This window comes from Cystobacter fuscus, assembly GCF_044360685.1.
In the GTDB taxonomy this organism is placed as follows: domain Bacteria; phylum Myxococcota; class Myxococcia; order Myxococcales; family Myxococcaceae; genus Cystobacter; species Cystobacter fuscus_C.
Window position 1 is genome coordinate 5,161,957 of record NZ_CP043491.1, and the last position, 25,033, is coordinate 5,186,989.

Below are 25,033 nucleotides of genomic sequence, written 5' to 3' on the forward strand. Positions count from 1 at the left end.
ATGCTGCTTTCCACCATGCGGCGCGTGTTGGCGCTGGCGGCGGTCGTGTCGTTGGTCTTCGTGCAGGCGCCCGCGTTCGCGGCGGAGCCGGCACTGTCCGTTTCATCCATCTTCCCGGTCTACCCCCTGCGCCCCGGTGCGCGCTCCATGGAGCTGGGGTTCGACATCCAGGGGAGCACCTCGCAGCTCATGGTGAGCGTCAAGGGCTCCTCCTCGCCCTCGGACACCTTCGCCGAGCTCGAGCGTGTCGTCGTGTCGCGGGACATGACGGGCGCCATTCCCTTCCACGTCCTGGTGCCCTTCTCGAAGGAGTTCCCCAAGGACGGCCGGTTGGTGGTCACCGCCGAGCCCATCGTCGCCACGGGCAGCACTGCCAGACCCGTCACGTACGTGGTGGATGCCCGTGCCCAGCCTCCCGCCTTCCTCCCGGACGCGGTGCGGGTCCGGTCCTCCACGGACGGGGCGCAGTTGTTCGTCGAGGTCAACTACGACGCGGGCTCCGTGGACAACCCGCGCCCCATCGGCGTGGCCGAGCTGACGGTGCTCGGGGCCTCCTCGCAACTGCTGCGCACGGTCAAGGGGGACCTGGGCGAGGCCGAGTCCCATGCCTTCGCGGTCGGACGCCGGTTGCAGGCCCGCCCCCGGCTGGACACCCCGGGCAAGGTCGTCTTCTCCGTGCCGGTGGTCAACCAGCGCATCCCCCCCGACGGCGTGGTGGTGGCGGACGTGGCCCTGGTGGATCCCTTCGGCCGCACGGTGCACACCTCCTCGGTGGAGTTCACCGACTCCGCGGCGTTCGATCCCATCTCGTCGCTCCGCGTGGCTCCCTCGACGCTGTACCTGTCCAAGGGGGTGGGGCAGCGCGAGTCCTTGAAGGTGACGGCCACCTTCGCCATCGCCGGCGAGATGGACGTGAGCGGCGGCTCGAGCGGAGTGATCTATGAGTCGCTCGACACGAACGAGTCGGTGATCTCGGTCACCCCGGACGGGCAGGTGGTGGCGCGGGGCAATGGCGATGCCCAGGTGAAGGTGCGCTACGCGGGCCTGGAGGAAGTGGTGCAGGTGATCGTGCGCTCCTCGTCCGTCCTCAGTGGCTTGCGGATCCTGCCGCTCGAGTCCCTCACCATCCCCCGCGTGGGCGGCTCGATGCAGCTGCGCCTGGAGGGCGAGCTGCGCAATGAGGATGGCTCTTCGACCTATGTGGACCTGACGCCCTTTGCCGTGGGGGGGCGGTGGAGCTCGAGCGACGAGCGCACGTTGGCCGTCTCCGCGGATGGAAGGTTGAAGGCGAATGGCGCGGGCTCGGCGCTCATCACCGCCCAGTACGTGGGGCTGACGGGTATCACCGCCTCGCGGCAGGTGCAGATCAAGGATGCCCCTCCCGAGATCTCGCTGAGTGGTCCCTCGAGTGTCGTGGCGGGCAGCAGCCTGACGGTGAAGGCGCTCGTCACGGACGACGTGGGCGTGGCGCGGGTGCAGTTCCTGGTCAACGACGTGCCCACCGTCACCGACACCACGGCGCCCTACGAGCTGCTGGTGAAGGCCCCCCCGCATGGCGGCGGCACCATGAGGCTCTCGGCCCGCGCGGTGGACACCTTCGGCAACGAGGTGCCGTCCAATGTGCTCCAGGTGCGGGTGACGGGCGCGCCCGTGCCCAGCGCGCGCAAGCTCGTCTACGAGGCGCCCCTGCCGGGCCAGTCGCTGGTGGTGGGCCTGCCGCAGACGCTGCGCGTCACCAGCGGGGACTGGCAGGGTGGGGCGCTGAGCCCCAACGACTTCCAGATCGTCCGCTTCTACATGGACGACCTGCTGATTGGCACCGCCCAGGCGCCCCGGGTCGAGATGCGGGTGGTGAAGAGCAACGAAGGCCAGAAGACGGTGCTCGTGCCCCTCTGGGAGATGAGCTTCATCCCCCCCAGGAGCGCGGAGGGGACCGCGATCACCCTGCGGGCCGAGGCCCTGGATGGGGCAGGGGCCCAGGTGCCGGTGGAGTCGTTGTTGCTGCGTGTCGCGGCGGACTCGCCGCCACTCGTCGCGCTCACGAGGCCGCAGGGTTCCCCGGCGCGCGCCACGGTTGGACTGCCGCTCTCCATCACGGGCACCGTCAGCGATGACGCCTTGGCCTTCGGGGTGGACGTGACGCTGCTGGTGGATGGCGCCGCGGTGAAGAGCCAGCGGCTGTCTCGTGGTGACTTCACGAACTCCGCCGCCGGCTCCCAGTCCTTCGATTTCAGCTGGATCCCCCCCGAGACGAGCCTCGACAAGCCGGTGACGCTCACGGTGCAGGCCATCGACGTGGGCGGCAACATGCAGCGCGTCTCCACGAAGGTGTCCGTCAGCAGGGACACGCCTCCGCAGGTCGCCATCCTCACGCCCATCAACAAGGGCACCATCACCGCGGGTGCGCTGTTGTCACTCACCGCGAGCACCCAGGATGACTCCCCGCAGGACGTGCAGGTCCGCTGGCTGGTCGATGGGGTCCCGGTGGGCAGCTCCAACGAACTCCCGTACGCCATCGACTACCGGGTGCCCACCAACGCCGCGACCAAGACGCTCACCATCGAGGCCGTGGCCCGGGACTCGATCGGACAGGAGCGCACGGCCCAGGCGCTCGTCACCGTCACGCCGGATACCAGGCCCCCGTCGGTCACCATCATCTCACCCAAGGCCAATGCCGACCTGGCCGACTCCCAGGACGTGCTGATGAGCGTGGGCGGCATGGACGACGTCGGCGTGAAGAAGGTGGAGTTCGTGCTCGATGACGCCGTCGTCTCCACCGACGACTCTCCGCCCCGCAACGCCAACCTTCCCGGCTCGTTCCTCTCCCATACCGTCCTCTCCGCCGCGCGGCTCGCGAACAAGAGCACGCACGAGCTCGTCGCTCGCGCCTATGACAGCGCCGGCAACGTGGGCTTCTCCTCGAAGCTCGTCTTCAAGACGCATCCGGACAGCCGGCCCACGGTGGCCATCAAGCAGCCGGCCCTCGACAACACTCCGGTCACGGCCGGCACGCAACTCGTGGTGCTCGCCGAGGCCCAGGACGACGTGGCCGTCTCCAAGGTGGAGCTCTTCGTGAGCAACACCTGTGGGGAGAACACGTGCAAGGACATCACGTGCAGGCACTCCCTGCAGGCTCCGCCCTATCGCTTCGAGTTCAAGATGGAGGGCGAGGCCGGCCCCCGCTGCCTGCTGGTGGTGGCGACCGACAGCTCCGGGAAGACGGAGCAGGCGAGCCGGTCCCTGCAGATCCGGGAGGACGACAAGGCCCCCCTGGTGGGCTTCGGCTCCCCGATGGCCAGTGCCCGTGTGTTCGCGGGCAGCACCGTGACGGTGAACGTGGTGGCCACGGATGACGTGGGGGTCGACTACGCCGAGCTCTATGTGGGTGACACCCTCCTGGAGACCCTCACCACGAGCAAGGAGGTGGGGCTCTACCAGCAGTTCTCCTTCACGCTCCATCCCACCCTGGCCGACGGGCGGGACGAGCAGGTGTTGCATCTGCGCGCCGTGGCCGCCGACAAGAAGGGCCACAAGGGCGAGCGTGCGCAGGAGTTGATCGTGGTGAGGGATCAGAAGCCCAAGGTCACGATCCTCTCGCCGCCGCCGGGCAGTCCGTACAAGGAGGGCGAGGAAGTGACGCTCCTGGTGACCGCCACCGATGACACGGGCGTCATCGGTCTGGTGGGCCGCTCGGCCGGGGCGCGCCAGGAACAGATGCCCACGTCGGGCCCGGTGCTGGATCTGAGTGCTCCGCGGACGATCAAGGTGTTCGCGCCCCTGCTCGCCCAGCCCCACACCGTGGGCGCCGAGGCCCGGGACACCCTGGGGCAGGAGTCCTTCAAGGAGGTGGAGCTGAACATCCTCGAGGATGATCAGTCCCCATCGGTCGTGCTCGCGTCGCCGCAGCCTCCCCGCGAGGGCCCCATCGAGGTGCTCAAGACCGGCTCGATCGCGGTGCGTGTCGAGGCGCGCGACAACGTTCGCGTCTCGCGTGTCGCCGTGCTCATCGATGGCGTCGAGCGCAAGCTGGTGGATGGAAAGGACTCGCTGAGCGTGCTCGAGCAGCGCATGGAGGAGATCCGCACGCCGGACCCCCTGGGCCCGGGCACCATCATCACCAGTCGCGAGTTCGTGGGCTCCTTTGGAGGCACGGTCCGTTTGGACGGGTTGTCCTTGCCGACCACGCCAGAGCACACGCTCGTCGCGCGGGCGTACGATCCCGCGGGCAATCACGTCGACACCACGCCCGTGGTGAAGTTCAAGCTCATCGAGCAGCAGGACCGCGAGGCTCCCCGGCTCACGCTCTCGCTGGAGGGAACGCCGGACGCGCGGACCTGCGTGGCCGACTCCCTGGTGACGTTGCGCATCCAGGCGATCGACGACGGCCAGGTGAAGACGCTCAGCGCGAGCCTCAATGGCGAAGCGCTCGAGCTGCCGGACTACTCCGCGGCCTCGGCGCTCTCCGTGTCCATCCCCATTCCGCGCGAGCTGCTCCAGCTCCAGGCGGGGGTCTCCACCAGGCCCCTGACCTTCACGGCGCGCGCGGAGGACTCCACGGGCAAGGCCAGTGAAGCGAGCCTCGCCCGGCAGCTCGTGCCGGATGCCAGCCCGGTCATCTCCTGGGTCTCGCCCGTGACGGGCGCGAAGCTGACGGAGGAGCGGCGCGAGTCGGTCCAGGTGGAGTTCCGGGACGATGTCGGCGTCACCTCGGGCCTGGTGGTGCTCTCCACCGGCGCGGCGAGCCGTTTTCCCGGCACGGACAGCGCCTCCGATGGCTCGGACAGGTTCGTGGTGGCCGCGCCGAAATCGGCCGCCACCGGGGTCGCGGTCCCCAAGGTGACGTGGAGCTTCGGCGAGAACCAGACGTTCGAGCTGTCCGCGGAGCAGGGCCGGCTGCTGGTGACTCCGCACGCGTCCACCAGCCTGGGCAACCAGCCGGGCCGCGCCCGGTTGAAGGTGCAGCCATCCGCCTCGGGCAAGGGGGCCCGGGCCCGGGTCACCTATCGCTATCGCGAGCTTCCGGACCTGAGCTCCGACAATGCGCGGCTGTTGAGTGAGTTCCTCCAGGCCAACCCCGGAGGACGCGGCGGGGTGGAGCTCTCGCAGCGCAACTCCTACGAGGCGGTCCTGTCCTTCCCGTCCTCGGCGATCCGCGTGGATGCGATCGACGTGGAGCTGTTGCCGGAGACCGAAGGCACCGAGCCGCTCGCGATCACGCGCACGGGGCTCGTCTATGACGCCTCGGGCGTACAGGTGCGCGCGGAGGCAGGTGGCGAGAAGCTGGCCGTGAACCGCCTGGATGTCGGCGAGTGGCGGCCGGGACTGACGCGGCGGCTGAGCACGAGCCTGCGTGCCCCCCAGGGTTGGGCGCCGGGCAGCGCGCACCTCAGCGCCTTCGCCCGCGACTCGGTCGGCCATCGCTCGGTCCTGGCCCTCCCCGTGGGGATCCAGCAGGACACGCAGCCCCCGGTGGCCCGGGTGACGCACCCCCTCAATGGCTCCTCGGTGGTGGCGGACAATCCGGTGACGGTGTCCCTGTCCTTCTCGGACGATGTCGAGGTCGAGTCGGCCGATCTGCTGGTGGATGGAGCCCTGCGCGAGACCTTCGTGCGGCCCGCGTCGTCCGTGAACCGCACGCTGGTGTTGCGCGAGACCTCGACTGGCGCTCCGGTGGAGCTGTCGGTGGTCGCGCGGGATCGGGTGGGCAATGCCTCCGTGTCCGCACCGTCCTACGTCCACGTCGTCAAGGACCAGGGTCCGGTGGTGCGCTTCGTCGCGCTCGCCTCGGCCGTGGAGCGCGTCTCCCCCACCGAGCTGGAGAGCGGATACGTCACCCTGCTGCAGGGCAACGAGGCCACGCTGAAGGTCGAGGTCACGGACGACGTGGGCGTGGCCTCCGTCGAGGCCTTCTTCCGTGACGAGCCCATTGGCAACTGGACGTCCTCGCCGGGGACGCAGGCCCGGGTGGAAAAAGACGTGAAGTTCACGCCGCCCGTGAGCTCCGACGGCGCTCCCTCCATCGTGCTCATCGTCGTCAAGGACGCGGCCCAGAACGTCCACACGCAGATGGCCCGCCTGGTCGTGGAGGGGCGCCGGCCGGAGGCGCCCGCCCTGGCCATCGTCACGCCATCCCCGATGGCCACGCTCCCCGAGGGCAGCATCCAGCTCGCGTTCCAGGCCATCGCTGGGGACGACACCCAGGTGGACCAGGTCGAGTTCTTCGTCAACGGCAGAGCGGCCCTGCTCGTCAAGGACGACGACGCCCGGGGCATCGACATCGTGCCGGGCGTGCTCGGCGAGGATGATCTGCCCCTGGCCGTGGACCCGGAGGTGGTGGAGGCGGCGAGGGGGCTCCGGAGTCCGTACAACGACGTGACACGGCTGCGGTCCTTCCAGGGACTGGTGCGCCTGCCTCCGGGCTTCGTCAAGCTGGACCCCAGCCGGATGCAGACCACCATCGAGCTGAGGGTGGTGGCCAGGGATCTGGAGGGCAACCAGACCACGGAGACACGCTCGGTCTCGGTGGTGCCGGACATGCTCGCGCCGATCGCCACGGTGCTGCGCCCCGAGCTCAATGAGTCGGTGGTGGAGGGCACCCGTGTTCTCGTCCAGGCCGTGGCGTACGACAACGTGTTCGTGGACCAGGTGGAGATCTGGGCGGGCCCGAGCAAATCCAGGCTCGAGCAGGTGTACACGGCGGGTGGCTTCGAGCCCGTGAATGCCAACCCCGGCTCTCCGTTCGACGTGTACGCACCTCCGGTGCAGATCGATCTGCCGATCCCCCTGCTGTCTGAAAATGGCTCGGAGTCGTACATCGTGGCCGCGCGAGCGCGCGACAGCAGCGGCAACCTGAGCACGCTCTTCCAACAATCCATCAAGATCATTCCGGACGTCCCCCCCGAGGTGCACATCGTCTCGCCGCGTGATGGCAGCGAGGTGGTGGAGGGCAGCCAGATCGCGGTGGGCGTGTCCGCCCATGACCGGGTGGGCATCAGCGGCGTGGATCTCCTCGTCGACGGTACGCTGTTCAAGACGACGACGGCACCGCCCTACAGCTTCCTGTTGGAGGTGCCTCGCGGGAAGACCCAGCTCTCCCTGCAGGCGGTGGCGCGGGACACTGGGCACCACTCCGTGCCCAGTCAGACGATCAACCTGTCGGTGGTGGCCGACAAGCCCCCCACGGTGTCCATCGTCCAGCCGCAGCCTCCCACCCAACTGGTGGAGGGCCGTGACGTCGCCTTCGTGGTGGCGGCGCAGGACGACATCTCCATCTCCTGGGTCGAGGCCACCGTCGAGGGAGGCGTGGGCGGACCCCTGCGGTTCACCGGTACCTCGGCGCCGTTCTCCTTTCGCGTTCCGCTGCCCTATGGGTCCGCGAATCGCACGCTCACCTTCCGGGCCCGCGCGCTGGATTCGGGAGGCCACGAGACGATCGCGCCCCCTCAGTCGATGGTGGTGGTGGCGGACGAGCAGAAGCCCGAGCTCTCCTTCCTCTCTCCGAGGAATGGCTCGGGCATCACCCAGGGGCTCCCGCTGGAGATCGAGGTCAAGGCCGACGACAACGTCGGCGTGGCGAGCGTGGTGTTCAAGCTCAAGGATGCCAGCGGCAAGGTGCAGACCACGACCATGCCTGTGGCGCCCTACCGCTTCACGTACCGTGTCCCCAAGAACGCCGCTCCGGATGCGGTCATCGAGATCACCGCCAGCGCCACCGACACCTCCAACAACGTCAGTCTCGAGCACACGGTGTCGGTGACGGTCCACGAGGATGAGCCGCCCGTGGTGGAGCTCCAGCACCGGGGGTCGGGCACGGCGGTGGCGGGGCTCAACACCCTGTTCGACGCGGTGGCCGAGGACTCGGTGGGTGTCTCCTACGTCTCGTTGCACATGAAGAAGGCGGGAAGCGCCGAGGCCGAGGAGCTCGAGGTCGCCCGCCGCTACGTGCGCCCCTTCGACTTCTCCTACGAGGTGCCCCTCCCGGCGGCGCTCAGCACCTTGTCCTTCCGGGCCCGGGCCGTGGATCTGGCGGGCCAGGAGGACTGGTCGCCGCCCGTCCTCGTCGAGGTGAAGGAGGACCAGCCGCCGAGCGTGGCCATCACCAGGCCCATCTCCGGCTCCGAGGCGTTCGAGGGCAAGAGCGTGCGCTTCCTCGTGAACGCCACGGACCCGGACAGCGGTATCCGGGAGGTGCGCTTCCTGGTGGATGGCAAGCGCGTGGACACCGTCACCAGGCCGGCCGGCATCGCGGGCTCGCCCAACGTGTACGCGACCAGCTTCGTCGTACCGGTCAGCGGCGGCAACCGCGTCATCAAGCTGCAGGCCATCGCGATCGACAAGACCGGCCACGAGAAGCTGTCCGAGCCGGTGGAGATCGGCACGGTGATCGACACCGTGGCGCCCCGGGTGGAGCTCGTCGATCCGCCCGCGCTCGATGTGGTGACGCAGGGCGAGACGGTGTCGATGTCGGCGGCGGCGGAGGACAACTCCTCGGTGAGGGAGGTGTCCTTCTGGAAGGATGGCACGCGCTTCTTGAGCGACAAGGAGTCCGAGCCGGGTCCCTCCAACCGTCCCCTGTACAAGGTGAACTGGGTCGTCAGCGAGTCTCCGGGCTCGAAGGTGGAGTTGCAGGCCTCCGCCCAGGATCCGTCGAACAACGAGGGGATGTCCCAGAAGGTCAAGGTGGAGGTGGGTCTGCGCCACGCGCACGAACTGCCCCTGTCCTCGGGTTCACCACGCGTGGGTCCCATCGCCTCCCGTGCCGATGGGCTCGTGGTGGTGGGCATGTCCGGGCTTCCCGCGGAAGTGAGTTCCACCGGCAGTCTCCTCACCTTCGCGAATGCGACCGGGAGCGGGCTCGAGGGCAAGGTGTCGGTTCCCATCGGCGCACCGCCCGTCGCGGCCGCCTTCATCGACAACACCCGCCAGGAAATCGCCCGCCAGAATCTGCTGGTGACGACCGAGGCCCGGATCGCGAGTGACAACACCTACTCGGCCCCGCAGCTGCGGGTGTGGAGCAGCACACTGCACAAGGAGCTCGGGAGCATCGATCTGCCCGGGCCGAACGTGCTCGGCGTGGCGGCGAAGGACCAGGTGGCCTTCGTAGCCAACGGCTCCAAGGGAGTCGTGGTGGTGGACATCAGCGATACCGCCAGACCGCAGCGCATCTCCACCGTGTCCGTGGTGGGCGAGGCCCGGGACGTGCGGATCTCCGGTGATCTGTTGCTGGTGGCGGCGGGCTCGGCCGGCCTGCGCGTCCTGGACGTGAACCAGCCCCACCTGCCATCGCGGGGCTTCGTGGCCGTGCCCGGTGAGGCGAGCAGGATCTCGGTCGTGGGCAACCGGGCGTTCGTGGCCTGCACGGGCGCCGGGCCCCAGCTCGCGGTGGTGGACCTGTCCGTGCCGGAGCAGCCGCGGCTCATCTCCCTGCTGTCGCACGCGCCCGCCCGCCAGGATCTGCTCGCCACCGGGCTCGACTCGGTGAGCGTCTCGGGCCAGCTGGCGCTGGCCACCACGCAGCTCTTCAACCAGGCCACTCCGCCGGTGAAGGTCAAGGGCATGATGTCGGTGTCCCAGATCGACCTGGATGGCAAGATCAAGACGCTGGTGCACGCCAATCTGCCCGCCAGCGCGGCCGTCACGCACTCGGCGGGTGGCGCGGTGACGGCCCTCGGGCCGAAGCTGGTCCAGTACCAGCTCGATCGGCTGCTGGTGACCTCGGTCTCGCCGTATGACGGCGAGCTTCAGGTGAGCCCCTCGCGCTCGGACCTCGTGCTCGAGGTGGAGCTGTCCTCCGCGCCGTCCCCCGACAGCATCAAGGCCGGGACGGTGGTGCTGCGGGCCGAGGACGCGCGACTGGGGCCCGAGATGACCACCGAGGTCGAGGTCATCGGCCGCACGTTGAGGATCAAGCCGACGGGGGATCTGTCGCGGTCCACGGAGTACTTCCTCACGATCGGGTCCGATCTGGCCACCGCCACCGGCCTGACCCTCGGTCAGCCGTTCCGGTCGCGCTTCACCACGCGCTCCTCCTCCAAGGCGCCGCCCCGGATCTCCGCCATCTCTCCGCGTTCGGGCTCGATCGAGGGCAACACGAAGGTGGAGATCTCGGGCGAGGGGTTTGTTCCGGGCGCGCGCGTCTTGTTCGCTGGCGCGGAGGCCGAGGTGGTCTCCGTCGAGTCGTCGAAGATCACCGTGCGGACGCCGGCGCGGCCCGAGGGCGCGGCCACGGTCATGGTGGTCAACCCGGATGGGCTCGACACCCGGCTGCTGGGCGGCTTCATGTTCCTGAAGGTGCTCAAGCTCGACTTCCTGATGCCGGCCGCGGGTCCGCTCGGTGGAGACAACGAGGTGGAGCTGGCGGGCGGAGGCTTCCAGCCCGGGGCCACGGTGACGGTGCGTGGTCAGCCGGCCAAGAACGTGCGTGTGCTGTCCCCGGGATTGATGCGCGTGACGATGCCGTCCGGTGATTTCGGTCCCGCGGACGTCGCGGTGGTGAATCCGGATCTGCGGCGCGTGGTGGCACCGGGCGCCTACCTCTACACGAAGTTCAGTCCCTCGAAGGTCATCGGCCGCTATGACAGCCGGGTGGATGGCCCGACACGGCCGAACAACCGCCTGCCCGGGACGACGCCGCTCAAGGTGGTGCTCGCCGACCAGAAGGCCTGGGTCATCTCCCGGGCCGCGGTGCACACGTACGCGAAGGGCCCGCTCGAGTTGTTGGAGCGGAGCGTCCAGGGCGCGCTCTCCCTGGTGGATGTCTCCTCACCCAAGGATGCGAGCGTTCTCGGTGGACTGTCCCTGCCGCCGCCGTACGAGCCCGTGGCCCTCGCCGTGCGTGGACCCCGGGCCTATGTGGCGGCGAATGGCGCGGAACTGCCGTTCATGGATGCGGAGGGGGAGGGTGGGCCGTCACTGCTGGTGGTGAAGCAGACGGGCGTCGCGAACGGGTTGGCCGAGTTCAGCTTGATGGCGCGGACCCCCACGGTGGGCGAGGCCCGGGGCGTGGCGCTCGCCGGAGATCTGGCGCTGATGGCTGCGGGGACGGGGGGCGTGGCCCTTTTCTCCATCGCCGATCCCGATCGGCCCATCCTGCTCGGCTCGGTGAAGAACTTCCGCTTCAACGGCCGCGATGAGACGCCGTCCATCACCGATGTCCAGGTGTCCGGCTCCCATGCCGTGCTCCTGGCGGAGTTGCAGTCCGCGCGGCGCATGCTGGTGGTGGACCTGGCGCTGCCGGGCTTGCCGGTGGTGGGCGAGATGCCCGCCAGTTTCAAGGACGTGGCCCTGCACAACAGCCGTGGCCTCGGCGTCTCGGGCGCCACGGCGCGCACGTTGTCGCTCGCCCCGGTCGCGTACCCGCGGGAGGTGGCGTCCGTGACGCCGCTCGTGCGGGGACGTTCCTTCGAGGCCGTGGCCGTGGCGCCGCAGCTCAGCGCGCTGGCGATGGACGGGGAGTCCGCGCTCGTCCAACTACAGGTCAGCTCGGATCCTGGCCAGCCCCTGTCGGTGGACGCGGTGGATCTGTTCCCGGCGACCAGGCTGTCGGACGTGGCGGTGGACGGGGACGTGGTGGCGGCCACGATCTCCTCCGTCATCGATGTTCCCGAGGGGGTGATTCCTCCGCTCAACGCGCTCGCCGTGATGGGCCTGGACTTCCCCATGGTGACGAGGAGCTCTCCGGCCGATGGCTCGCGGGGCGTCACGCTCAACGAGCCCCTTCTCCTCTCTCTCAACCGGGAGGTCGAGAACGCGCAAGAGCCGGGTCGGATCCGGCTGGTGGAGATGAACGGAACCGCGACGGGCTTGGACGTGACCCTCGAGGTGGAACCGGTCCAGGACCTGGACAACACCGGCGAAGTCAAGCTGCGGCTCTGGCCGCGACCCGGGCTGAAGACCCACACGACCTACCAGATCCGTGTCGAGGGTCTGCGCCAGAAGACGACCCTCACGCCCATGCCCGGGGCCTATCTGGCGGAGTTCACCACCGCCAGCGACGCGATGGCCACGCCCGTGTCCTTGGAGCGCGTCGAGCCGAGCCAGGGCCCCTCGTCGACCACGGCTCTGGTGACCGTCACCCTCACGGGCACGGGCTTCGTGGCGGGGCAGACGAGCGTCTTCTTCAACGGTGTCCCGGGACACGACGTGAACGTCACCAGCCCGACGACGCTCCAGGTGAAGCCGCCGGGCGGCGTGGCCGGTCCGGTGACCGTGAAGGTCGTGGGCAAGGGCGATGTCCAGGCGGAGCTCGTGGGGGCGTACCTCTACGTGGATCCGCTCCAGGTCACCCAGATCACTCCGTCGCGAGGCCCCAACTCGCGCAGCACCCGGGTGCTCATCTCCGGAACGGGCTTCGCGTCCGGAGGCACGGTGCAGGTGTCCTTCGGGGGCAAGCCCGCGGCTCAGGTCCGCGTGCTGGGCACCGGGCTCATCCAGGCCTATACCCCCACGGGGCTGCGGGGGGCGGTGGACGTGGTGGTCACCAACCCGGATGGCGGCTCGAAGAAGCTGACGAATGCCTTCATCTTCGATGAGCCCAGCGACTCGTCCGTCGCCATAGGACATGCGTTGCGTGACGCGGTGGTGGTGGGCTCGGTGGCGTTCGTGGTGGGTGGCTCGTCCCTGGAGGTCCTGAATCTCAACGAATCGGCCATCCCCTTGGACCGCCGGGGAGAGCTCGTCGATACCAACCACGATGGCCGGGATGATCGTCTGTTGGGCCAGCTCGATCTGCCCGGTGAGGCGACCTCGCTCGTGTACGTGCCTGGGTCGCTCGGTCAGCCCGACCGGGTGTTCGTGGGTCTCGTCCAGAAGAACCGCGAGGGCGTCATCACCGGAGGCGCGGTCGCCGAGGTGGACGTGGATGAGCTGACCGAGCTGAAGCTGCGCTCCTGGCCCGCGGGTGCCCACGGGGTGTACGGCCTGGACGTGCGCGGAGACCGGTTGCTCGCGGCGGCGGGGGCCAGTGGATTGCTCTCCTTCGACATCTCCGTGGAGCGCTTCCCGGTGCATGCCGCGGAGGTGACGCCGGCGGCCCAGGCCCTGGCGGTGACGGGGGGACGGGCGGTGATGGGCGCCGGACCGCGCGGCGAGGACTTCAAGGTGCGGCCGGGCTCGCTCCAGGTCTGGAGCGTGGAGCATGCGCCTACGCGGAACCCGGGCGCGCTCGCCAACATCGCCGTGCAGCGCGTGCGGATGTTGGGCGATGTGGCGGTGGTGGCCGCGGGGCAGGAGGGCCTGGTGCTGGTGGACGTGTCCAAGCCCGTGCCCGAGCGGCTCGCCACCCTGCCCGTGGGTGATTTCGCCTGGGATGTCCGGCTCGTCGGCAGCCTCGCCTACGTGGCCGCGGGCTCCGCGGGCATCGCGGTGGTGGATCTGCGCGATCCGAGGGAGCCGCAACTGCTCCACCATGTCAGGGGAGTCCATGGTGGCGCCGCCCGGGCGGTGGCGGTCGACGGGCCGGTCGTGCTGAGCCTGCGCGACAACGGCCTGCGTGGCTGGTCCGTGGATTTCGCTACCTCGAGCCAGTTCTTCGTCATCGGCGCGAGCGTGCAGGAGGGCGAGCGGGTCGAACTCGATCGGCCTTCCGTGTCCCTGTTCTTCTCGACGGTGTTCGATCCGGACACCGTGGATTCGGCCTTCTCCTTCACTCCCAAGGGGAGCGATGTGCCCATCCTGGGCACGCTGGTGAAGGGCAGCAACACACCTGGAGGCCGGCTCAGCACGCTCAAGTTCGAGCTGGGGCAGCGCCTGCCGGCCGACCAGGAACTGGTCGTCTCCATCTCCCGGGCGCTCAAGACGCCATCGGGTGACGCGCTCCTCGCTCCCTTCTCGGTGAACTTCCGCTCCGCGGCGCAGGCGGGCCGGGTGCCCACCCTCTCGCAGATCGTGCCCCGGGTGGGGCCCATGGAGGGCAGGGAGTACGTGGAGGTGCTCGGCTCGGGCTTCGAGTCGGGAGCGAAGGTGTTCATCGGCGGCGAGGAGGCGGAGGTGCTGGCCACCTCGGCCACGCGCATCGAGCTGCTGACGCCCAGGGCCCAGGTGGCGGGCCTGGCGGACGTGGAGGTCATCCAGCCGTCGCTGCTGTCCGCGCGCCGGCCCGGTGGCTACCTGTACGTGCCGGCGCTGTTCGTCGACAGTGCCGCGCCTCGCTTCCTCAATCCGCGTGGGGGCAGCTCCCTTCGGCTCACCGGCAATGGCTTCCTTCCGGCGTGGGCGCATGCGCTCGGCTCGACGCGTGTGACCGTGCGTGGCCTGCCGGCCACCGGCGTGGTGGTGAAGTCCTTCACCGAGATGACGGCGGTGGCGCCCCCGGGCTCGTTCGGTGACGCCGACGTGACGCTCATCTCTCCGGATGGGCTCTCGCGCGTCGCGGCCCGCGGTCCGATGGGCTATGGCCTGCCGTTCTCCAGCGAAGCCAGGACGGTGTCGGTGGCTCCGCACGCGCTGGCGGTGGATCCTTCCGAGAAGCGCCTGCTGTTCGCCGCCGCGGGCGCGGCGGGCGCGGGCAACGTGTTCGAGCAGGAGTATCAGGGCGAGTTCACCGGCAGTGGCACGGTGCCCGAGTCCTTCCGGGTGGCGCTGTTCAGCGCGGAGCTGGCGGGCAAGCTGCAGGCCTCCGGCAACCAGATCGTCAAGCCGGAGGGCCATCTCGTCGATCGCTTCTTCGCGGTGCGCTCGGGCATCCTCCGGGATACGGCCCTGCCCGACATCGAGCTGATGCCGGATTCGCTGGATGTCGCCGTGAACAAGGGGCTGCTGTACGTCGCCAATGGCGCCAGCGGCCTCGTGGTGCTGGATGCGGCACTCCCGCAGTCGCTGCCCCTGCTGGGCCGGGCTTCCCTGAGCACCACGCCCGGCGAGGTGTTCGCGACCCGTGTCCTCCCCACTCCGCTGGGGGCCTGGGTGCTCGGCACGAGTCCCACCAAGGACGAGGATGATTTCTGCCCTGGCCAGCCGATCGCCTACGGCAGCAGCGGGCGGGTGTCGCTGTTCGACACACGGGATCCGAAGGATCCGCTGTTGCTCGGGGAGCTCATGGCGGGTGAAGACGTGTTCGGCGCGACGATGGCGCGCGGGCTCGCGTGGGTGGTGACCGGCAAGCACGAGGGCCGTTACTTCTGTCCGCCTCCGGTGGCGGATCCCTTCGCCCTGCCTCCTCCCCCGGAGTACACCCTCTCCGGGCATGCCGAGGGAGATCACTACCGGCCGACGAAGGGGCGCACCCCGGGGGGTAGCCTGTGGATCTTCGACGGAGTCCGGCCAGGCGCGCAGCCGTTCGGCAAGAAATTGGAGCTGCCCTACACCCTCACGGACGTCGTGGTGGTGGGCAAGATGGCCATCGTCTCGGCCGCGGAGTTCGGCCTGCTCTTCGTGAACGTGGAGGATCCGTCCGATCCGCGGCTCGTGGAAGCGCTCTCCATCCCGTTCGATTCGAACCTCTCCAACAATCCGGGCCACCCGCAGCGGATGCGCCTGGTGGGCGACATGCTCTTCGTGGCCGCGGCGGATGGTGGCCTCGTGCTGGTCGACGTGGCCGATCCCACGCACCCGCGGTTGGTGAGTGGCGGCAACGTGGAGGCCGCCATGGACATGGTGACCCTGGCCGACCGGGTCCTGCTGGCCGGAGGCGACCGGGTGACCGAGCTGTCCGTGCCGTTTCTGTTCGTGACGGACTACTCGCCGGCGCGCGAGGCCCTGGTGCCGCCGGAGAACCTGACGTTGTCGGTGGACTTCAACCGTCCGCTCGTCGCCTCCAGCGTGAACAGCACCAGCGTGCGTCTGGTGGACGGCTCGGGCAACGAAGTGACCTTGCAGCGGACGGTCACTGAGAACCGCCTGCGGGTCAGTCCCAAGGCGTCGCTCGATCCGGACGCGACGTACACGCTCCTCGTGAGCGGCGGCGTGACGGACCAGCGGGGAGGCTCGCTCCTCATTCCATTCCAGCTGTCCTTCAAGACGGCCCAGGAGGGCAGTCACTCGCCGGTCGTGAAGTCGGTCGCTCCGAGCACCGCGTCCCGTCAGGGGACCACGGAGCTGACCGTGGAGGGCGAGGGCTTCCAGGGGACGAGCCAGGTGCTCGTGGGTGGCAAGGAGGCGGTGTTCACCGTCGAGTCGGATGGAGCGCTGAAGGTCCACGCGCCCGCGACGGAGCAGACCGGCCCCGCGGACATCGAGGTGCGCAACGCGGGCGGCCCCACCGGCTTGCTGGCGGCCGCGGTGCTCTACGTGGATGAGCTGGCGGGAGCGGGTGCGGCGCTTTCGCCGGACCACGGTCCGGTGGAGGGCGAAACGCGCGTGACCCTGAGCCTGGCCGGTGGCCGGCGGGCGCTCGTGCCCGGCACCGAGGTGTTCATCGGTGGAGTGAAGGTGAGGGCCGCGGACGTGGATCTGCTGGATCTCAACACCCTGCGCTTCACCACGCCCGCGGTCGATCGGGCCTCGCTGGTCGCGGTGGAGCTCCGGCGGCCGGGCGAGCAGGACAAGACCCAGGTGGGCTTCTTCTCGTATGACCTGCCGGTGGGCACCACCATGGCCCTGCCTGGCTTCCCGCCCAAGGTGGCCTCGGAGATCCGTTTGCAGGGAGACACGCTCTACGTGGGCATCTCCAATGCGGGCTACGAGGGGCTGGAGATCTTCGACGTGATGCTCGAGGAGCGGCCCATCCGCCTGGGCGCGCTGCGCACCGAGGCGCCCGTGCGCGGGTTGGACGTGTCGGGCTCGCTGGCCTTCCTGGCCGCCGATACGGCGGGTCTGTTGCTGGTGGATGTGTCCCGCCCGGAGAGCATGTTCCTGGCGGGCCAGGAACTCATGTATGGCAGGGCGACGGGGGTGAGGTTGGAGGGCTCCACGGCCTACGTGAGCGTGACGGAGCCGGGCGCCGGGGGTGGCTTCATCCGCAGGGTTCAGGTGGACGGTCCGGCCCGCTTTCCGCTCAATCCCATCTCGCTGGACGCCGACGACCCGCTGGCCTTGGATCTGGGACAGGACGGAACGCACCTCTACGCGCTCACCTCGCGGGTGGAGGGGACGTCGGGCCGGGGACTGACGTTCTCCATCTACGATCGCCAGGGCTCGCCCCTGGGCTCCCGGCAGCTTCTCTCCGGCACGTACTCCTACGAGCAGCTCGTGCAGAGCCGTCTGGTGGTGCGCGGAGGCCGTGCCTACGTCACGGTGGGTCCGAAGCTGTATGTGCTCGATGTCTCCCAGGACTCCGCGCCCCAGCTGCTCCAGGCGACGGACCTGGGGAGCAACACCTCGGGTCTGACCTTCGTGGGGGGCGCGCTGCTGACGTCCACCACCGGTGCGTCCACCGTCGTCGAGGTGCCGCCAACGGACCTGCTCGCGGTGGACATGGAGCCGGCTCCGGGCAGCGTGGCGCCCGCCGGCACGAACATCCAGGTGCGCTTCACGCTGCCGCTCAAGGCGTCCTCGGTGACGACGGACTCGTTCGTGGTGACCGCCAATGACGGTGGTGGCTGGCGGACGGTCGAGGGCACGCGCGAGGTCGTCTTCGGCATTCGTGGCTCCACGATTGTCTTCACCCCCAGCCCCACGGACCGGTTCCGCGTGAATGATCAGGTCCGGGTGAGGGTCGTCTCGGGTCAATCGGGCGTGCAGGACTTCGCGTTGAGGACGCTCGCCGCGGATTTCACGGCCAGCTTCAACATCGCCGGGCTGGCGGAGGCCGTGCAGCCGAGGATCTCCCGTCTGGATCCGCCCTCCGGACTCACGACCTCCTCCACCACCGTCACCCTGACGGGCGAGGGATTCAATCCCCAGACCCGGGTGAAGGTCGGTGGCCGGGAAGTGACGTCGCTGGAGTACCAGGATGACAAGACGCTCGAGGTGACCGTGCCCGCGTCCGTCGGGAGCGTGGCGGGACCGGCGTCGGTGGAGGTCATCAACCCCGGTGGTTTGAGCACCGTGCGGCTGGGTGGCTTCCTGTACAGGGATCCGCTCGAGCTGCTGTCCCTGTCGCCGGGCCGGGCCCCGCAGCAGGGTGGGGTGCTCGTCAACCTGGTGGGCCGGGGCTTCACGCCGGACATGACGGTGAAGTTCGGGACCACGTCCTCGTACACCGTGCACGTCTATTCTCCCGAGCACGCGGATGCGGTGGCGCCTCCGGGCGAGGGCCTGGTGGACGTGCATGTGACGCTGAAGGGGACGACGAAGACGCTCCTCCACGCGTTCCTCTATGGCTCGGGCCCGGTGCAGGAGAAGTCGACGCCGCCCGTGACCCACGTGCTGGTGGACAAGGGCGTGGCCTACGTGGCCACCGGTGGCCAGACGAGCATCGTGGACGTGCAAGGCAATGTCCTCGAGCCGTCTCGCACCACGACGCAGGGCGCGCTGTACTTCTTCGGGCTCAACGAGCTTCCGCTGGTCAAGCCCGTGGAGTCCCAGTCCCTGCCGCTCACGTTCCTCGGGGAGGGAGGCGTGCGCCGCCTCACCAAGGAGGGCAACACCCTCTACATCGCCGCCGGACTGGCGGGGCTCGTGGTGGTGGACGTGGAGCATCCGGCGGCGCCGAAGCGTCTGGCGACGCTGAACCCGCCAGGGGCGGGGGCCACCCGGGACGTCGTGGTGAAGGACGACCTGGTCTTCGTGGCGGATGACCTGGGCGTGGCGGTGTACCGCCTGGGCGAGACGCCGGAGCCGTTGCCGGTCAAGCGCTACCCCGTGCCGGGAGGCGTGGGGGCGCTGGCCCTGTATGGCCGGTATCTGCTCGCGGCCAATATGGGCGAAGCGGCACGGCTGCTCGTGTTGGACGCCGGCAGGGGAGACCTGGCCGAGCGGGCCAGCTACCCCCTGTCCAAGCCGGCGCGGCACCTCACCGTGGCGGGCACCAAGGCCTTCGCCTCGCTGGGGCCGGATGCGCGGCAGGTGACGGTGATTGAGCTCAAGGGGCTGGCAACGTCCGGGGGACAGCCGGCGCCCGCCGGAGCGCTCGTGCTCCAGGATCCGCGGGGTGGCACGTGGATGTCCGCCGAGCAGACGCGGGTGATGGGGGGGGTGGCCTATGTGTCCGGTGGTGGTGGGAAGCTGCAGCGCTTCTCCGTGCCGACGCAAGCTCCGCCCGCCTTCCTCGAGCGCGTCTCGGTACAGGGAGATGTGAAGTCGCTGGAGTCCTCGGGCGAGTACCTGCTCGCGGGCACGCTGCTGTTGCGTGTGGATGGGCGCATGGTGGAGCTGCCGCTGGAGCATCCCGAGGACACGGCGGGAGCACTGGTGGGCTCGCTGGTGACGGTGGCGTTGGAGCACCTCGAGGTGCTCGGCACCACGCCGGCCAGCGAGCAGACCGTACCCGTGGGCACCGAGCTGCGAGTGCACCTGTCGGAGCTGCCGGACAGCGACACCCTGGAGGCCGTGGCGCTGCTGCGGGATGACGCGGCGAAGACGCCGGTGAGCGACGTGACGCGCCGGGTGGAGGCGACGGAGCAGGGCGCGGATGTGGTGCTGACGCTCTCCTCTCCGCTCACCACGGACACGCGCTACCTCCTGCGGGTCGGCAAGGAGCTGGCCAACCTGCGGGGTGGAAGCATCGGGGTGGATCTGGAGGTCCGCTTCAAGACCGCCACCCGTGCGTCCACCCTGCGGCCGCACATCGAGGAGGTGAGCCCGCCCTCTGGATTGGTGTCGGGCGGTGACCTCGTCCAGGTGAGGGGCGAGGGTTTCCTGCCCGGCTGCACGGTGTCCATCGGTGGCAAGGAGGCGGAGGTCCTCTCCGTGGCGGCGGACGGCCGCTCCGTCCAGGTGCGGGTGCCACTCGCGGACGCCGCGGGACCCGCGGCGGTCGAGGTGGAGAACCTCGGGGGCCTGTCGGAACTGCGGCTGGGGGCCTACCGCTATCTGGAGAACCCCACCCTCACCAGCGTGTCGCCCGCTCATGCGCCCTTCAACAGCCAGAGCCTGGTGACGCTCCAGGGCGAGGGTCTGTCTGGCAATTCCCTGGTGACCTTCGGGGGCCGGCCGGCGAGCGCGGTGGTGCTGACGTCCTCGGGGTCGCTGAGCGTGAAGGTGCCCGATGGGGTCACGGGCGTCGTGGACGTGATGGTCTCCACGCCCACTCCGACGGGCACGGTGGACGCGGTGAAGAGCGAGGGCTTCACGTTCACGCTCCATCCGCGGATGACCCTGGCGGACCAGGGCGCGGAGGTGCTCGCCAAGGTGGGCTCCGTGGTGTTGATGGCCGACGACGGCGAGCTGACGCCGATCGACTTCTCCAACCCGGCCGTCGCGATCCCCGGGGAGCCGGTGCCAGGAGTACTCAATGCCTCGGCGCTGGCGGTGGATGGCAACGTGGCGTTCCTCGCGGGCTCTCGCGAGATCGTGCTCTATGAGCTGGGGAGCTGTGGCCTGGCGCTGGGGGCTCCCTGCGAGCCCGAGGTGCGTGAGCGCATCTGGCTGCCGTCGAGCAGCGAGAGCCCCTCGTCCATCGTGGCCACTCCGGGCTCGGTCTACGTGGCCATTGGCGGCGGCAACGAGGTGACGCTGCTGGGCCGGGTGGATGGCACCTTCCAGGTGGTGGCGCGTACGTACGTGACGGGTGGCACCCTGCGCGCGATGGCGCGGATCCGTGGGGCCCTGGCCCTGCTCATCGAGGAGAGTTCGTCGCGCTCGCGGTTGGAGCTGCGCAGCCTCGATGACGCGCGGCTGACGGAGATCGGGCCGGGGATCGATCTGCCTGGCCGCGCGACGACGCTCGCGGCGGAGGGCAACCGGCTGCTGGCCGGGTTGGGCCATCAGGTGCGTCTGGTGGATGTCGCGCGGCTGACCGAGCCGGTGGTGGTGGGCTCGTGGGAGGCTCCGGCCGAGGTGCAGTCGGTGGCGCTGTCCGGCCCGTGGGCCTGGGTGGCCAGCCCGACGCGGCTGTCGTGGATCGACACCACGGCCGGCGCGAACATGGTGGAGCGGACGTGGGCGGCACCGCTCAACCACGCGGGCCAGCATGTGGTCGTGGCCGGTGGCTCGGCGGTGGTTGCCGATGGGTCGAAGACCCAGGTGTTCCAGCTGCCCTACCCGGTGACGGTGGGCTCGGTGCCCCTGCCGGGTGACTCCCTGCCGCCCGGTGGCGAGGTGTCCTTGCGGTTGTCCTTGGAACTGTGGCAGCCGGCGGTGTCCGACAGCCTCCTGTCCCTGTGGTTGGGCAACGAGGCCGTCACGGGCAGTCAGACGAGTGAGGTCTCGAGCTACACGGTGGGCTTCCTCCCTGAGCCGGAGCTGACGCCGAGAGAGGTCTACACGGCCGTGGCGGAGCTTGCTCCGAGCCAGTACACCGGTGGCGGACTGCTCGGCGCCTGGCGCTTCCCGGTGGTGGGAGGCGCGCAGAGCACGCAGATGCAGGTGACGCGGATCTCCCCGGACCACGGTGGGCTGGAGGGGGTCGCGGAGGTGGTGATCTCGGGCGAGAACCTGGAGCAGGTGACGGGGGTGCGCTTTGGCGGCATGGACGCCGAGCTGCGCTCGACGCCGACCGCCACGAGCCTGAAGGTCCAGGCGCCCGCGGCGAGCGTGGGAGGCCCCGTCACCGTGGAGTTGCGGACCGACGCGGGCGAGTACGTCCAGGTTCCGGGTGGGTTCGTCTACGTGGCGCCCTTGGAGGTGACGGACGTGTCGCCCGTGAAGGTGTCCACGGACGGTGGTTGGATCAACCTGTTCGGCAGTGGCTTCACGCGCGGCCTCACCGTCAAGGTCGATGGGCTCGCGGTGGAGACGAACATCAGTGGCAACACCGTGCGCCTGAGGGTTCCCGCGGGCGACGAGGGATGTCTGCCCATCCAGGTGTCGCAGCCGGGCATCGCGCCGTTCACGCTGGCGAAGAAGGTCTGTCGCGCGGACGCCAGGGCACCCACCGTGGATGAGTGGCTGCCGGTGGATGACGTAGGCGACCACGACGTGGCGCTGGATGCGCGGTTCACCGTCAAGTTCGACGAGCCCATTGACGAGGCGAGCGCCCAGCGGGCCTTCCTGAAGCGCACGGCGACGGGTGTGAAGGAGGGGGCGATTGTCACGGTGGCGGCGGACAAGATGTCGCTGACGCTCCAGCCGGTGGCGCAGTTGCCGTCCACGACCTGGTTCGAGCTGAACGTGGCGGACGTCACCGATCCGGGAGGCAATCGCGTCAACGCCAGCCGTACGTTCCGCACGGAGGATCTCGTCAAGCCGACGTTGAGCCTCACCCTGTTGGGCAGCGGCAAGCTCGTGGAGACGGGCGATGCGTTCACCCACGGGACAGAGTGGGTGTTCGAGGTGGTGGCCGATGACGACTCGCGCTCCAGGCCGGACACGACCCTGACGGTGACGACCAACGGCGAGACCACCAGTGCCGAGCGGCTCTCCGCGGGTGTCTTCCGGTATCAGTGGCCGAGCGGGGCCGTCGGAAAGACGTCACAGCTCGTGGCGACGGCCGAGGATGGTTCGGGCAACACGCAGACGCTGTCCGTCTCCGTACAGGTGGTGGACGACAAGGTCCCCGGGGTGTCCATGTTCCTGATGCTGCCGGATGGCAGCCGCGTGGACGCCGGGCAGTCGAGCACGCTGGAGGAGGGCACCCTGGTGACCGTCACGGTCGATGCCTCTGACGACGTGGCCCTCGGCTCGACGGAGCTGCGCCTGGATGGCGTTCTGGAGAAGCGCCTCACCGTGCCGGCGAGCACGAAGACGGCCAGGCTCACCCACACCCTGCGCCTGCGGCCGGTGTCCGGTGACTCCGAGACGCACGTGCTCGTCGCGCTGGCCACGGACAACAAGAACCTCGTGAAGAGCACCGCGCCCATCACGCTCACCGTCACGCGTGACACGACGCCTCCGCAGGTCACGTTCGTCTCGCCACTGGCGGACGGGCACGTCGCCTCCGGCTCACAGGTGGAGCTGCGGGTGTCCACCACGGACACCAACCCGGTGCAGTCGGTGGAGTTCTCGTCGGAGGGTGGAGAGCTGGCGCCGCGTACGCTCACGCAGGCTCCCTGGACGATGCAGTGGACCGCGCCCGACGAGGCCAGGACGGTGACCCTGGTCGCGCGCGCCAAGGACGCGCGGGACAACGTCTCGACGGTGAAGCGCGTGCTCACCGTGGATTCCACTTCCTTCAAGCCGCAGCTGAAGATCACCAGCCCCTCCGCCGGCCAGTCGTTCGAGGAGGGCGCTTCGCTGCTGGTGCGGCTCGAGGTCCACTCGCCGCTGACGGGCATCAAGCAGGTGCGCCTGTCGCTGGATGACAACGAGGTCATCCTCGAGAACGCGCCGTGGACCCACTCCTTCACGGTGCCCACCATGACTGCGGGGAATGGCTATGCCCTCCTGCGTGCCGAGGCGGAGGATCTGCGGGGCAACAAGAGTGTTCCGGTCATCCAACAGATCACGGTCAAGGACACCGCCACCCCCGCGCCGACCGTCAGCATGAGCCTCAGCCCCGAGGGGCCGCTGTTCCTGGGTGGCTCCACCCTCACCGCGCAGGCCACGACCAGCACTGGCGCCACCTTGTCGTACCAGTACCGGCTGGGTGATGACCCCGTGACCATGGCGACGTCCAACCGCCTCGTGCTGCCGCTCGAGCCGGAGAACCTGGCGGTGAAGATGGGCGCCCGGGCCCGGAGCCTCGGTGGCGAGAACGTGGTGGAGGTTTCCGGTACCCTGGCCGAGTTCGCCAGCGCCGCGTTGCCGCGGCTCACGCTCGACGGGGTGGACGCGGCGGTGGACCTGGCCTTCCACGGCGGCAGGTTGCTCGTCCTGCGCAAGGATGGAAGCGGGCACGGCTCGTTGGAGAGCCATTCCGAATTGATCAGAGGAGTGCCCAAGCAGCTCGCTCTGGACGCGGAGCCCGTGGCGGTGGCCCTGCTGGGCAGCCGCGCGGCGGTGGCCCTGCGGACAGCGTCGGGAGAGGGACGGCTCGAGCTGATTGGCGTCTCCGACGACGCGCTCGTGTCCTCGGGCCAGAAGACCCTGCGTCGGCCACCGACCGCGCTCGCCACCTTCTGGGGTGGCGTGGTGGTGGGCACGGACGAGGGCATCGAGGTGCGCGGCCTGGATGGTGTGCTGTGGGCGCACCGGGCGCTCGGGCCGGTGCGCTCGCTCTCCGTGCGAGACGGCCTGCTGTACGCGCTCACGAACACCAGGCTGGTGGCGGTGGACCTGTCGATTCCTCAGGCCCCCGGTGAGCCGGTGTGGGCGGATGCGGCCGACACGGCCGGTGCCGTGGCGGTGACGGCCCTGGGCCCGGACAAGGTGTGCGTGGCGGGCGAGGGGGCCACGTCGAGCCAGGGCCGGGTGAAGTGCTTCGAGCGCTCTCAGACGGCTCCGGGCACGCTCTCGGCCGTCAGCGAGACGAGCCTCGCGAGCCCGGTGGTGTCGATCCGCGCGCTCGGTCCCTTGCTGTTCGCCGGGGCGCAAGACGGCCTGCGCGTGCTGGACGCGCGGACCGGACTCGCCCTGGTGGGCCACTACCCGGAGATCCAGGGCCGGGCCGTGGTGACTGGCAACAGCGTCATGGCGCTGAAGGGTGGGGCGGTGTCGCGGCTGTACCTGGCGCGTGGCCAGGACCTGCCTCGAATCAACGACATGAAGCTCTCCGCCAGCTCGGCGTTCTTCGGCACGCGGCTGCAACTGAGCGCCACCGTGACGGATGATGCCCTGCCGTTGAATGCGTACACCGCCGAGCTCCTGGTGAACGGCCAGGTGGTGGAGGTGCTCGACAACGCGCTGCCCCGGACCGTGGACATGCCGATGTCGGGACAGACGGCCCAGGTGATGCTGCGGGTGCGGGATCTGGCGGGGAAGACCGCCTATGCACAGCAGACGGTGAATCTGTCGGGTGCGGCTCCATCGCCGCAACTGCTGGAGCTCGATGTGCCCGACTCCGTCCTCGAGGGCTCCGAGTTCGTGGTGCGTGTGCGGCCCCAGGATCCGGCACAGGTCGCGAGTGTGGAGGTGCGGCTCGGACAGGAGCAGCCCCTCATCTTCCAGGGCCCTGCCTGGGCCGGAGTGGTGCGCGCGCCCGGCGTGGGCGCGGATACGGACTTCCCTGTCCGGGCCGTGG

General features: G+C 69.5%; 1 protein-coding gene (cut by a window edge). It reads left to right on the forward strand.

Annotation, left to right across the window (positions count from 1 at the left end; all coding sequences use genetic code 11):
* Positions 1 to 25,033, forward strand: the 5' portion of a protein-coding gene (locus tag F0U63_RS21275; RefSeq protein WP_395847736.1) for an Ig-like domain-containing protein. It continues 6,026 nt past the right edge of the window; only the first 25,033 of its 31,059 coding nucleotides appear in the window; its start codon is at positions 1 to 3; its stop codon lies beyond the right edge, outside the window.